The organism is Pontibacter sp. Tf4, from assembly GCF_014212495.1.
In the GTDB taxonomy this organism is placed as follows: Bacteria; Bacteroidota; Bacteroidia; order Cytophagales; family Hymenobacteraceae; genus Pontibacter.
The window spans coordinates 1-14,338 of the sequence record NZ_JACKZC010000001.1; the positions used below are offsets into that span (position 1 = coordinate 1).

Here is a 14,338-nt window from a genome sequence, read left to right on the forward strand (position 1 = left end):
ATGCACCGGCAAAGCAAACTAAAGGTAAAACAGTGGAAAAAGAAAACCTCCAACACAAACGCATTGGAGGTCTCAATTTAAAAAGTAATTTCGTCTAAAATCCGTCAACTTATTTCAGGACAAGACAGCAAGAAGAATTTCTTTGAAGATAAGAAGCGCATGCAGAACTATGCCTACGATAAGTATAAAGACCTTATCAGGCAATCGATAGCGCTGCAGAACTCCGAAGACTGGGAAGGCACCACCGCCAAACTAAAGCAGCTGCAAAACCAGTGGAAAGACATTGACAGCAGCCTGCCGCGCAAAGTAACCAGTAAGCTCTGGACCGATTTCCGGAAGGCACACAACCACTTTTTTGAGCGCCTGAAGGTTAAGATCAATAACGAAAAGAACGCCTCGCGCGAGCAGTTTTACGAAACCAACTACGAGAAGAAAAAGCAGCTGGTAGACGAAGCCAACACTCTGCTGGACACAAACAACCTGAACGATGCCGTACGCCGCGCCAAAGAGCTGCAGGCCGAGTGGAAAAAGGTTGGCCCGGTAAACCCAGCCGTATCAGACCAGGTGTGGGAGCGGTTTATAAAAGCCTGCGACCGTATTTTTGAGACCAGCAGCCTGGAGCACTTTATACGCAAGCGCCAGCAGGCCAACAACGAGAGACTGAGCGAACAGGATGGTTTACACGCCCGCATTAACGCGCTGAAGGATTTCATAAAGTCTGACAAGAGCGAGCTGGAAGTATTGGAGCAGAACCTGGATAAGCTGAGCGACTCGCCGAGCAACGACACGTTCCGGAACATGCTACAAGGGAAGATCCGCAACTTTAAGCGCAAGATCAACACCAAGCAGGAAATGATAGAAGGCCTGAAAGAAAAATTAGGCGCCTATAGTAACAACGCCTGACAGCCCGAACTTATACTTAAAAAGCCTGCTTCACCGCAGGCTTTTTAATTTGCCAAAAGTGCGTTTGCAGGCTATAGTTTACCTTTTGTTATGAAATTATAGTTGCACCGAAAATTTTTGATTACTATTCTGAACATTTAGCACACATATTCGTTGTGTTGTTAAAAACGAAGAAAAAAGCAATTTTTTTAAGTATAAATTTTTGTTTATATATTTATTTATACTTTTGCAAACCAATTTGAAAATAGCCAACAATTAGTTAAGGAGACACATACTATGTACTGGACACTTGAATTAGCATCATACCTGGAAGACGCACCCTGGCCAGCAACCAAAGATGAGTTAATTGATTACTCTATCCGCTCTGGCGCGCCTATGGAAGTAGTAGAAAACCTGCAGGCCCTGGAAGACGACGGACAGCCTTACGAGAACATCGAAGAGATCTGGCCTGATTATCCGACCAAGGAAGACTTCATGTTCAACGAGGACGAATATTAATAATGAGTAATTGGTAATGAATAATGAATAATTGCCAATAGCTTTAAAGCTGACTCATTATTCATTCGTCATTAGTAATTAATCATTGAATAACATCGTTGAAGTAAAAAATCTGGTTGCGGGTTATGAGTCGCGTACTCTTATCCGCAACCTTTCTTTTTCTGTACCTGCTCCTACTTTTATAGCTATAGTTGGGCATAACGGTGCGGGCAAAACCACCTTCTTCAAAACTTTCCAACAGAAGGTGCCTTACCAAGGCGAACTGCTGGTGCAGGGCCACAACCTGCAAGCCTTACCCAACGCTACCAGGCAAGGCATTCTCTCCTACCTGCCGCAACGCAATACGGTATCTTTCTCCATTAAAGTACTTGATTTAGTAGTGATGGGGATGTTCCGGAAAAAGCGTTTTTTTGAGCATTACACGGCACAGGATTACGAAACCGCTGCCAACGTACTGGCACAGCTACAGCTTACACACCTGCAGGACCATGATTTTACCACCTTATCTGGTGGGGAGCAGCAGCTGGTATGGCTGGCGCAGCTGATGCTGCAGGATGCGAGCATTAATTTGCTGGATGAGCCCACCCAGCAACTGGATGTGTACTATAAAAACAAGGTATTTCAGTTACTGCAAAGCTGGGTGCTCGAAAAGCAGAAAACCGTGCTCTGCATCACCCACGACCTGCACAACCTGATCCCGATGCAGGGCTACCTGCTTAACCTATCCAAACCAAACCCTACCCTGGAGCCGCTCTCTCAGGAAACCGTTTTAGAGAACCAGGCATTTTTAGAAGCGGAAAGGCTAGCTGTCTGAATCTTTAAATAGGACCCCTACCCCAAGGATTTACAGGATAAAAGGATTATGGCTTAACTGTTTATAAATCCATGCCGCAAGTTTAGCGTCAGCGTAACTTGTGGCTGTTTAAGGTGCCAGTTTGTAACTGGCGTTTCTGCGCAAGCAGAAAAATATAGTTTAGCAGAACTTATAGTTCATCGTAACAAATAAATTATAGGTTTAAAGTTACGGCTATCGTTAATCTTGCTTTTGCAAAGCAAAGCCAGTTACAAACTGCCTGCCATACACAACCACAAGTTACCGCTCCGCTCAAACTTGCGGTATGTAATCAGTTTATAGTTACAGCTATAGTTTACCCTGGCGCCGGTATCTAACCGGTGCCGCAGAGTGCGAGTTTCCAGACTCGCTTAGCTGTAGTTGCAAATAAAAGCTAAACTATAGTTGAGTCTATCGTTTCATCGCGGAGACGCAAGGTATTGCGTCTCTACAAATCCCAGGAATCTGTCAAATCCCCATTAATCCCGGTTCAGACTTCTTTCGCAAAGGCCTCAGCTAAAATCAGATCTTCGGGGGTTGTGATTTTTATGTTGCGGTAACTGCCTTCCACCAGGGCTATAGTTTCTCCTATGCTTTCCACTACCGAGGCATCGTCGGTGAAATGTTCCTGCTCGGGTTGCTCGTAGGCTTTGCGGAGTATAGTTGCGTTAAATACCTGCGGCGTCTGCACCATTTTATAGTTGGCGCGCGGCACGGCTTTGCTTCCACTACCTGTCAGCTCCCGGATAGAGTCTTTTGGCGATATGGCTACTACAGCACTGCCATAGTTTGCGGCAGCCTCAAAAGCGGCTTTGATAGTTTCGGTTTCCACAAACGGGCGCACGCCATCGTGCACAGCCACTAAGCCCTCTCCCATTACAGCCCCTAAACCATTTTTCACAGATCCAAAGCGCGTAGTTCCGCCCGGCACCGTCATATGGAAAAGCTTGAACTCATGTTTACGGCACAGTTCACGCCAGGTATCCAGTTGCTCCTGCGGCAGTACCACAATCAGGCGTATAGTTGGGTTATAGTTGTAAAACCGCTCAATGGTGTGCATCAGGATCGGCTTACCAGCTACTTCTATAAATTGCTTGGGCAAGTCGTGCTGCATACGGCTACCGGAGCCACCGGCAACTATAATCGCATATTCGGGAAGTTGTTTCGCCATGCGGCAAAGTTAGAAAAGTTTAGGAGTTAAAGAGTTTAGGAGTTAGAAGGTTTATGATTATCTGTATTCGTAGAGACGCAATACCTTGCGTCTCCGCTATGAAACTATAGACCTAACTATAGTTCTAAGCTGGCGCGGATCTGTGATCCGTGACTTGCCTATAACGTTGGATTTGTAATCCGACTGGGCCAGAGGCCCAAACTATAGTTCGACACGAGCGAGGACGCTCGTGCCATGGAATTGCTTTTACAGCTATCGCTCAACTACAGACCCCATCCAAACTATAGTTTCATGCTCCCGCAGAAAGCCAGTTTCAAACTGGCGCCATTGTTAACCACAAGTTACACTGTCGCTAAATCTGCGGCATTAATCCTGCTAATCCTTAAATCCTGTAAATCCCTGGGGTAGGGCCCTATTTAAAGATTCTGATAATTTAGCCATCAACAATTTAACAATCAGCAATCTGCAAACAAAAAAGCCCCGACCTGAGTGGCCGGGGCTTTTTTGTTTGCAGGTAAACCTTAGATAATCAGCATCACGTCGCCGTAGCTGAAGAAGCGGTATTTTTCTTTCACGGCTTCTTCGTAGGCTTTCATTACCAGGTCATATCCACCGAAGGCAGCAGTCATCATCAACAAGGTGCTTTCCGGCATATGGAAGTTGGTTACCAGCGCATTGGCGATCTTAAAATCGTATGGAGGGAAGATAAAACGGTCTGTCCAGCCCTCGTTCGCTTTCAGGCGGTTGCTCGCCGACACCGAAGACTCCAGCGCACGCATGGTAGTGGTACCAATAGCGCACACCTTTTTCTTATTATCCAGCGCCTTGTTTACCACCTCTACAGTGCTGGCAGGAACCATAAAGTTCTCAGAGTCCATCTTGTGCTTGGTCAGGTCTTCCACATCTACCGGGCGGAAAGTACCCAGGCCTACGTGCAGGGTAAGCGGTGCTACCTCTACACCTTTAATTTCCAGGCGCTTCAGTACTTCTCTTGTAAAGTGCAGGCCGGCAGTTGGCGCCGCTACGGCACCTACGTTCTTGGCATACACGGTCTGGTAACGCTCACGGTCTTCCGGCTCAGCTTCGCGCTTAATGTAGCGTGGCAGCGGCGTTTCGCCCAGGTCGTTTATCGTTTTGTAGAATTCTTCATCGGTGCCATCAAATAAAAACTTAATGGTACGGCCACGCGAAGTTGTGTTGTCGATCACTTCTGCTACCAGGTCGCTCTCGCCAAAATATAGTTTGTTACCTACACGTATTTTACGGGCCGGGTCAACCAGCACATCCCACAGGTGGATATCCTTGTTCAGTTCGCGCAGCAGGAAAACCTCGATCTTGGCGCCGGTCTTCTCTTTGTTACCGTACAGGCGGGCCGGGAATACCTTCGTATCGTTCACCACCATCACATCGCCGTCGTCGAAGTACTCCAGTATATCTTTAAAAATGCGGTGCTCAATTTTACCGGTGTCGCGGTGAACCACCATCATTCTCGATTCATCGCGGTTTTCGGTAGGGTGTAGTGCCAGCAGATCTTCCGGCAGGTCGAATTTAAATTCTGATAACTTCATAGATCAAATATTACGGTATTTGGATTCCAAACTTGGTAAAATACGCGGTAACTATAATTTTGTATTGCCTGCAGAGGTAAGGCATGCAACCTGGCAATTAGCAAAAAAACGAGCCGCAAATTTACTCAATTTGCCCGAATTATTCTTACTTTTAAGGAAATATACTTTAACGACATAAAATCCAGATGATCTATTTCCGGCTTTTGGCAGAAAGCATCCGTTTTGCATGGCAGGCACTGCGCGCCAACATGCTGCGTACCCTGCTCTCGCTGCTGGGCGTAACCATCGGCATCTTTGCCATCATCTCGGTTTTTACACTCGTAGACTCGCTGGAGCGGAACGTGCGCGAGAGCATGAGCTTTATCGGCGACAAAGTACTGTATGTGGAAAAGTGGCCCTGGAGTTTTGGCGGTAGCTACCCCTGGTGGAAATATTTTCAGCGGCCCGAGCCTACCGCGCGCGAGTACCGCCTGCTGGACCGCAACCTGACCAACGATGCCGGAGTAGCCATTTTTGCCCGCAGAGGCGGCAGTACATACAAATACCGTAACAATAGTTTCTCGGATGGCATGCTGATGGGCGCCACCTACGACTATAGCAAGGTAAGCGAAATTCCGATTGAGGAAGGACGTTACTTTGTACCACAGGAAATAGATGCCTCGCGCAACGTGATCGTGATCGGCAACGAGATAGCCGAGACCCTGTTCCCTTACGGCAGCGCCATCGGCCAGGAGCTTAAAGTAGGTGGGCAGCGCTTCCGGGTAATTGGGGTGGTAGAGAAACAGGGCGAGAACATTTTCGGAGCTCCTAATTTCGACCAGATGGGTATTATCCCTTTCGGCGCTTTTAGCAAGATGTATGATACCGGGCCCAATGGCATTGGCACAACTATAGCCGTAAAAGGCCGCGACGACGACGAAGGCCTGCAGGAACTGGAATACGAAGTACGGGGCATGATGCGCAACATACGCGGCCTGCGCCCCCGCGACGACGACAGTTTTGCCATTAACCGCCCCGAGATGGCCACACAGGCTGTTACCGGCTTTTTTGATGTGATTGGCCTGGCAGGCTGGGTGATTGGCGGCTTTGCCATACTGGTAGGCGGTTTTGGTATTGCCAACATCATGTTCGTGTCTGTAAAAGAGCGCACCAACATCATCGGTATCCAAAAATCTTTAGGAGCTAAAAACTATTTTATCCTTTTCCAGTTTCTGTTCGAGTCGGTTTTCCTGAGTGTGCTGGGCGGTGCCATCGGTATCTTCCTGGTCTTCCTGATCACCATCATCCCGCAGGACATGATGAAGATCAGCCTCTCGGTAGGCAACATTGTGCTGGGGCTTGGCGTATCTGCCGTGATTGGTATGCTCTCAGGTATAATTCCGGCCGTACTGGCATCAAATCTTGATCCGGTTATTGCAATCCGCTCTAAATAAAGTAATTTACACCCCGCGCCTTTGCAGTGCTCCCTCACTGCCTGCATTTTTGCGGCCTTATATTTTTTATAGATGAAGAATGGCGCAGACAAAAGCGCCGCAGGGCAACACGGCCCTGCAGAGAAGATGATTTAAAGATTATGACAAAGCTTAGAAAGACAAGCAAAACCAAGCTGCACGACGAAACACTGAACACAGGCAGCGGACAAACCATTTTAAACCCGGATGCTAACGAAAACAAGGCCCGCTCTGTAACCGACCTGCGCGAAAGCGGCCAGGTAACAGCACCACCTGCTTCTGAAGAAGATATCCGCATCCGTAAAGCGTTTGTAGACAAAGACTGGAACGAGATTAAAATAGCCGACTCGTGGCAGATATTTAAAGTAATGGCCGAGTTTGTGGATGGCTTCGAGAAGCTGGCCAAAATTGGTCCGTGCGTTTCTATTTTCGGATCTGCCAGAACCAAAGCCGACAACAAATACTACATTATGGCCGAGGAAATTGCCGCCAAACTGGTGCGCCATGGCTACGGTGTAATTACAGGCGGTGGCCCGGGCATTATGGAGGCTGGTAATAAAGGTGCGCACTCAGAGGGTGGCAAATCGGTTGGCCTTAACATTCACCTGCCATTCGAGCAGTTCAACAACATTTACATCGACTCCGATAAGCTGATCAACTTTGATTACTTTTTTGTGCGCAAGGTAATGTTTGTGAAGTATGCGCAGGGGTTTGTGGTAATGCCGGGTGGTTTCGGAACGCTGGATGAGCTTTTTGAAGCGATCACGCTGATCCAGACCAAGAAGATCGGTGCCTTCCCGATTGTGCTGGTTGGCCGCGAATACTGGGGTGGCCTGTTCCAGTGGGTAGAGGATGTGATGCTGAAAATGGAACGCAACATCAGTGCCGAAGACCTGGACCTGGTACACATCGTAGACGACCCATCAGAAGCCGTAGAAGTGATCGATGCGTTCTACAGCAAGTACCTGCTTTCTCCAAACTTCTAAGAGGAGCAACTATAGTTTAAAGCCCGCTGCCAACACAGCGGGCTTTTTGTTTATTAATCCGTTTACTAAATATTTTACCTGATCTGTATCAATAACATCCTAATAAAACTATATTTACAGTATTCTGGATACCTGTAGTTTTATAAAATATGGCCTTTGAGGTTTGGTTGGCGCTGGTAAAAAAAGCAGCAGCATTTATAGTTTGTTTTTTTATAGTTGGCAGTCTGACGCAAGCCTTAGCCCAAAGGGAAAACAACATCTGGTATTTCGGAGATGGCAATGGACTGGACTTTAATAACGGTGCACCTGCCATACTGAGCGACGGAGCAATGAATGCGTTTGAAGGAACTGCTTCTATAGCCGATGCACAAGGCAAACTACTGTTTTACACCAATGGTACTGCCGTCTGGAATAAAAAACACCAGGTGATGGCCAACGGATCCGGTCTGTCTGGGAGCTCCAATTCTGCCCAATCAAGTCTTATAGTTCCCAAGCCGGGCAGCCCCACCATTTACTACCTTTTTACTACCGATGCCAATGGCGGCGGCCGCGGCCTGCAATACTCCACTATAGATATGAGCAAAAACGGTGGCCTTGGCGAAGTAATACAAAAGAACGTGCAGCTTCACACACCGGTATCAGAGCAGTTAACAGCCGTGCGGCACCAGAATAAGCGCGACATCTGGGTGATCGTGCAACTGCATACCACCAGCAACTTTAAAAGTTACCTGGTAACACCCAACGGAATTGACCTAAATAACGCTGTAGTTTCCGGCTTCTCTGACAATATTTTTCCTGCTTCACAGAACTTTGATCATGCGATAGGCTGCATGAAAGTATCACCTGATGGTACCATGCTGGCCGCTACCAACCGTGGCTCACATTCTGTAAGGTTATTCAGTTTTAATACTGCTACCGGCGCTGCAAGCCTGTATAGCCCACCCGGCCGCGCTGGTACTCCTGTGTCTTTAACCCATGGGCTTAACCCTTATGGTGTAGAGTTCTCGCCGGATAATTCGAAGCTATATGTTACTACAAATGCCGGTAAGCAGATCTTTCAATACAACCTGAAGGTTAGCGATCCTGCCAGAATAAACGATTCCGGCACCCTGATCGCATCGCCTGCTTTAGATGCGCAGGTAAACTATGTTGGTGGCAGCCTGCAGTTGGGGCCCGACGGCAGAATATATTTTGCGAAGCCCGACAGCTGGCACCTGGGCGTGATTGAACAACCTAACATGACCGGTTTTGGCAGCACCTATAATGATGTAGGCATTGTACTTAACAGAAAGAGCGGATTAGGGCTGCCGGCATTTATCCAGAGCAATTTCCATTTCACCTACGACATCAGTTATGACATAAACTGCTACGGCCAGCCAAGCGTGTTCAAATTCAACGCTGCCCCTTCCGACAAGCCGACCTTTATGCAATGGGACTTCGGCGACCCGGCATCCGGCACAAACAACACAGCTTTTACCCTGTCAGCTACGCACAACTTTACAGCGCCCGGCAATTATAAGGTAACCTTTACCCGCCATTTCGATAATGGTGTTGAGATATACGAGATATTCTTAACCATAAAAGCCCCACCTATAGTTGACTTGGGCCCGGAACGCAAAGTATGCCCCGGCTCTGAAGTTACCTTAGATGCCAGCACGCCAAACGCCACCTATAAATGGAGCAACGGCAGCACCTCGGCCAGCATTACCACTACCGCAGCCGGCACATACTGGGTAGATGTAACCGTTGATGGCTGTACCACCCGCGACGATGTAATTATATCGCACCTGCCCTTACCAAACGTCAACCTGGGTCCGGACCGTGAACTTTGTGAAGGCCAGACAACAGAACTTAATGTGTTTAACGAAGGCGCTACCTACCTATGGCAGGATGGCTCAACCAACCCAACTTTTACCTTTACCAAAGCTGGCACCTATACCGTAGAGGTTACCAGCAAAAATGGCTGCAAAAAGACCGATGAGGTAACTATAGTTTACAATCCGCTGCCTGTAGTTGACCTGGGCCCCGACCGCGACATCTGTGCCAACACTACCACTATATTGGATGCCACCCAACCCGGCATGACCTACAAATGGAGCACCGGAGCCACCACGCCAACTATAACTATAGCCGATGCCGGCGACTACTCGGTAACTATAACCAACAGCAAAGGCTGCAGCGCCACCGATGTTATCCGGATCAACCACCTGCCTTTACCTATAGTTAACCTGGGCCCCGACGAAACCCTTTGCTCCGGCGACACAAAGCTACTTAACGCTACCTACCCTAACTCTACTTACCTGTGGCAGGATGGCTCTACCAGTTCTACTTTTTTAGTTACTGAAGCCGGAAAATATTGGGTGGATGTAACAAACGAATTTGGCTGTACCGTGCGCGACGAGATCTGGCTGCCTTACCTTACCCGCCCTGCCATAGAGCTCGGCAACGACACCACGCTTTGCTACGGCGATACACTTATAGTTGGCACGGAGATGCCCGGCAATATCCGTTACGAGTGGCAGGATGGCAGCACTGACGCCTTCTTTAAAATAACCAGGCCGGGTACGTACAAACTCAAAGCCTTTAACCAGCACTGCGAAGCCACCGATGAGATTACCGTTAAGTTTAAAGACTGTATAGGTGGTATGTTTATACCAAACATCATTACGCCGAACGGCGATGGCAAGAACGATGTGTTCTATATACACGGCCTGACCGAAGACGACTGGGAACTGGTGCTGTATAACCGCTGGGGTAAAGAGGTGGAACGCCTGCGAAACTATAGCAACAACTGGGCACCGCCACCTGCCACTGCAAACGGGCTCTACTATTACCTGCTCCGGCACCCGGCTACAGGGCGTACCTACAAAGGCTGGCTGGAAGTGCTGCAGTAAGCCTTATAACCTTTAAGGCTGCCATCGTATACTTCCAGTATGAATTGGAGAGGCATACTAAACCGCAGGAAACGGAAAGAGCTTAAAAAAGACCTGAAGGTACAGGAAAAACAGAACCTGGAAGTACGAGACAGCCTGGCCATGCAACGTACCCGAATGGCAAACGAACGCACGCTGCTGGCTTACATGCGCACTGCCACGGCTATGATCCTGGCAGGACTTACCTTTATTAAACTGTTTGATGATCTGTTCTACATAGGCATAGGGCTGGTCTCTATACCGATGGGTATAGTGGTAGCTTATTTTGGCTACAGGCGGTACAACAAGCAGAAACTGGACATAGCCCGGAATGCAACCTTATACTCCCCTACCAGCCCCATACTGGCCGAAGTAGTGGCCCAGGAAAAAGCGGAGCCAGATAAGAGCAACCCCGACCCTATAGTTTAACCTGCAACTATAACCCCGCTCACCATGAAGCAGTCAGACCCGGAAAAAGAAGAAATAAAGCGCCTGAAAAAAAAGCTGAAGCAGCAGGAAAAAAAGAATACCGAGATCCGGAACGAGATGGCAGTGCAGCGCACCATATTTGCCAACGAACGCACCCTGATGGCTTACCTCCGTACAGCCATTGCCCTGCTTGCCGGTGGTATTGCCGCCATCAAACTATCGCAGCACAAGTACATGGGGATAATAGGCTTTCTATTGATGGCTTTAGGTGGCGGATTGATCATCTATAGTTTTTACCGGTACTTCAAGAAACAGAAACTGATAAAGCGCCAGCAGCAGGAGTTTACCCAGACCAGCCACCACCACGCAGCCATCCACGAAAAGGAAGCCTCGCGCTACGGTAACTCCGACTGAACTATAGCTACAGGAAAGTTACCAAATGCTAAACCAATTGCGCTGATTTGCTGTTAAGAAGGGTTGGAGTTTTACTGTCGTAAAGCGCTGGCAATTTTATACCTTTGCTATTTAAAATCAACGCATCCTGAATGGCTTTAGAACAAAAGCAAACTACAGATACCGGCGTAGCTTCAGCAGCTTTCTCGCATAACGGCGAAACGCAGCAGATTGAAGTGTATGGCGCCCGCGAACATAATCTCAAAAACATATCTATAACCCTGCCGCGCTACAAGCTGGTTGTCTTTACAGGCATCAGTGGGTCGGGCAAATCGTCGCTGGCGTTCGATACCATTTACGCCGAAGGGCAGCGCCGCTACATGGAGACCTTCTCGGCCTATGCCCGCTCGTTTATGGGTGGCCTCGAAAGACCTGATGTAGATAAGATCGAAGGCCTGTCGCCGGTAATTTCCATCGAGCAGAAAACCACGAGCCGCAACCCACGCTCCACCGTGGGCACCATCACCGAGATCTACGACTTTATGCGTCTGCTGTGGGCGCGTACCGCCGAGGCCTTCAGTTATGTAACCGGCGAAAAAATGGTGCGCCAGAGCGATGACCAGATCGTAAACCACATCCTGGAGAACTTTAATGGCAAACGTATTGTGGTGCTGGCGCCGGTGGTAAAAGGCCGTAAAGGACATTACCGCGAGCTTTTCCAGCAGATCCGCAAAATGGGTTTCATTCGGGCACGTGTAGATGGTGAGTTGCTGGAGATAACGCCAAAGATGCAGGTGGACCGCTATAAGATTCACGACATCGAGATCGTAATTGATAAGATCGTGGTGAAGGAAGACGACCGTTTCCGTTTATCCAGCTCTATCCAAAATGCACTGACGCATGGTAAAGGCACGGCCCTTATCCTGGATGTGGATGCCGATAAAGCGCACTTCTTCTCGCGCCACCTCATGGACCCGGCCACTGGTATTGCCTACGACGATCCGGCTCCGAACTCCTTCTCCTTTAACTCACCTTACGGTGCCTGCCCGGTTTGTAATGGTTTAGGTGAAATACAGGAGATTACAGAAGAATCGGTTATCCCGGACAAAAGCCTGAGCATACGCCGCGGTGGTATTGCCCCGCTGGGCGAGTACCGCGATATCTGGATCTTTAAGCAGATAGAAGCCCTCTTCAAACACTTTAAAGTTTCGGTATCTACGCCTCTGAAGGACCTGCCGGAAGATGTGATGAAGGTATTGCTGTATGGTCTGGAAGAGGACCTGGAAGTAAATACCAAGAAAGGTAACTATGTAGTGGAGTTTGAAGGGATCATCAACTTCCTGAAAAACCAGATGGACTCTGATTCGGATAACATCCGAAGCTGGGTAGAAGATTTTACACAAACCAATACCTGCCCAGAGTGTAACGGTTACCGCCTGAAAAAAGAATCGCTGCATTTTAAGATCGACGGTAAAAATATTGGTGAGCTTTCGGTACTGGACATAAACAAACTGGCTGCCTGGTTCGAGGGTCTTGAAGACAGAATGAGCGAGCGTCAGAATGTGATTGCCAAAGAGCTCCTAAAAGAGATTCGGAAGCGCATCGGCTTCTTGCTGGATGTGGGCCTGGATTACCTGAGCCTGCACCGCCCTGTGAAGACTTTATCAGGCGGTGAGAGCCAGCGTATCAGGCTCGCAACCCAGATCGGCACGCAACTGGTGGGGGTGCTTTACATTATGGATGAGCCGAGTATTGGCTTGCACCAGCGCGACAACGAGCGCCTGATTAATGCTTTGAAAGACCTGCGCGATTTGGGCAACTCGATTATAGTGGTAGAGCACGACAAAGACATGATACTGCAATCGGATTATGTGGTGGATATAGGGCCAGGCGCAGGCATACATGGCGGGCAGGTAGTAACAGCCGGCACTCCTGATGAAATGATGAACGCCGGCACGACTACGGCTGACTTCCTGAGTAACCGCAGGGGCATTGCTGTACCGCGCACCAAACGCCCGGGCAATGGCGAAACGTTAAAACTGATCGGAGCTACCGGCAATAACCTGAAAAACGTAACACTGGAACTGCCTTTGGGCAAAATGATCTGCGTAACCGGCGTATCAGGTTCAGGTAAATCATCCCTGATCCACGATACACTTTACCCGATCCTGAACACGCATTTCTTCAGAGCGAAGCGCGAGCCGCTGCCTTATAAAAAGATAGAAGGACTGGATAAGATTGACAAGGTTATTGAAGTAGATCAGTCGCCAATTGGCCGTACGCCACGCTCTAACCCTGCCACCTATACCGGCGTGTTTACTGACATCAGAACACTGTTTGCTCAGCTGCCGGAAGCCAAAATAAGAGGGTATACGCCTGGCCGCTTCTCGTTCAATGTGAAGGGTGGCCGTTGCGAAGCCTGCGAAGGCGCTGGTATGCGAACTATAGAAATGAACTTTCTGCCGGATGTATATGTGCCCTGCGAAGTATGTAAAGGGAAGCGCTACAACCGCGAAACTCTGGAAGTACGTTTTAAAGGCAAAAGCATTACCGACGTGCTGGACATGACCGTGGAGCAGGCTGTAGATTTCTTCGAAAGTCAGCCGCGCATCCTGCGTAAGATACAGACGCTGAACGAAGTTGGCTTAGGCTACATTACACTGGGTCAGCAGGCAACTACCTTATCCGGTGGCGAGGCGCAGCGGGTGAAACTGGCAACCGAGCTATCCAAAAAAGATACCGGGCAAACGCTTTATATCCTGGATGAGCCTACTACCGGTCTTCACTTCCAGGACATCGAGCACCTATCCGAAGTACTGCATAAACTGACAGATAAAGGCAACACAGTCCTCATCATCGAGCACAACCTCGACCTGATCAAGATTGCCGATCATATTATTGATATTGGTCCGGAAGGTGGCGAAGGCGGCGGAACTATAGTTGCGAAAGGAACCCCGGAAGAAGTTGCCAAGGTAAAGAAAGGCTATACATCCCGTTTCCTGAAGGAAGAACTGGCCACCAGCCACTACCGCGAGGACGGACAGCAGTAGCAAACTATAGTTCCTGCACACAGAACTATAGCTGAGTAAGCGCGGCCATAGTCCGCAAGGTGGCTCACACCCGCGATACACGAGCGAGCGCTTGAATTTATAAAAACAAAAGCCGCAGCTATAGTTTATAGTTGCGGCTTTATAG

11 protein-coding genes are annotated in these 14,338 nt (G+C 48.7%); 9 read left to right on the plus strand and 2 right to left on the minus strand.

Annotation, left to right across the window (positions count from 1 at the left end; genetic code table 11):
• Positions 1-111: 111 nt before the first annotated feature.
• From H7F15_RS00005 to H7F15_RS00015, 3 genes are all read left to right on the plus strand, one after another.
• Positions 112-903 (plus strand): DUF349 domain-containing protein, encoded by a 792-nt coding sequence (locus tag H7F15_RS00005; protein WP_370523370.1) that lies wholly within the window; start codon positions 112-114, stop codon positions 901-903.
• A gap of 276 nt (positions 904-1,179) precedes the next feature.
• Complete coding sequence (locus H7F15_RS00010; RefSeq protein WP_007652164.1) at positions 1,180-1,401, plus strand: DUF2795 domain-containing protein; 222 nt, start codon at positions 1,180-1,182, stop codon at positions 1,399-1,401.
• A gap of 85 nt (positions 1,402-1,486) precedes the next feature.
• The gene (locus tag H7F15_RS00015; protein ID WP_185194907.1) at positions 1,487-2,215 is read left to right on the plus strand and encodes an ABC transporter ATP-binding protein; all 729 of its coding nucleotides are present in this window, start codon (positions 1,487-1,489) and stop codon (positions 2,213-2,215) included.
• 508 nt (positions 2,216-2,723) lie between these two features.
• Here H7F15_RS00015 and H7F15_RS00020 read toward each other — a convergent pair.
• Together H7F15_RS00020 and queA are read right to left on the minus strand one after the other, a co-directional pair.
• Positions 2,724-3,404, minus strand: a complete 681-nt coding sequence (locus H7F15_RS00020; RefSeq protein WP_185194908.1) for a 2-C-methyl-D-erythritol 4-phosphate cytidylyltransferase — start codon at positions 3,402-3,404, stop codon at positions 2,724-2,726.
• A 521-nt stretch (positions 3,405-3,925) separates the two neighbouring features.
• Complete coding sequence (gene queA / locus H7F15_RS00025) at positions 3,926-4,972, minus strand: tRNA preQ1(34) S-adenosylmethionine ribosyltransferase-isomerase QueA (RefSeq protein ID WP_185194909.1); 1,047 nt, start codon at positions 4,970-4,972, stop codon at positions 3,926-3,928.
• Positions 4,973-5,157: 185 nt separating this feature from the next.
• Here queA and H7F15_RS00030 point away from each other — a divergent pair, with 185 nt between their 5' ends.
• The 6 genes from H7F15_RS00030 (at position 5,158) to uvrA (ending at position 14,193) form a co-directional block, all read left to right on the plus strand.
• Positions 5,158-6,405, plus strand: coding sequence for an ABC transporter permease (locus H7F15_RS00030; RefSeq protein ID WP_185194910.1), 1,248 nt, complete (start codon positions 5,158-5,160; stop codon positions 6,403-6,405).
• 140 nt (positions 6,406-6,545) lie between these two features.
• Entirely contained in the window at positions 6,546-7,409 is an 864-nt protein-coding gene (locus tag H7F15_RS00035) for a TIGR00730 family Rossman fold protein (RefSeq protein WP_185194911.1), read from the plus strand.
• 149 nt (positions 7,410-7,558) lie between these two features.
• Complete coding sequence (locus H7F15_RS00040) at positions 7,559-10,303, plus strand: PKD domain-containing protein (RefSeq protein ID WP_185194912.1); 2,745 nt, start codon at positions 7,559-7,561, stop codon at positions 10,301-10,303.
• 39 nt (positions 10,304-10,342) lie between these two features.
• Complete coding sequence (locus tag H7F15_RS00045; RefSeq protein WP_185194913.1) at positions 10,343-10,750, plus strand: YidH family protein; 408 nt, start codon at positions 10,343-10,345, stop codon at positions 10,748-10,750.
• 24 nt (positions 10,751-10,774) lie between these two features.
• Entirely contained in the window at positions 10,775-11,164 is a 390-nt protein-coding gene (locus H7F15_RS00050) for a YidH family protein (protein WP_185194914.1), read from the plus strand.
• A gap of 131 nt (positions 11,165-11,295) precedes the next feature.
• Positions 11,296-14,193 carry an excinuclease ABC subunit UvrA gene (uvrA, locus tag H7F15_RS00055; RefSeq protein WP_185194915.1) on the plus strand — a complete coding sequence of 966 codons (2,898 nt, stop codon included), beginning with the start codon at positions 11,296-11,298 and terminating at the stop codon, positions 14,191-14,193.
• Positions 14,194-14,338 lie beyond the last annotated feature (145 nt).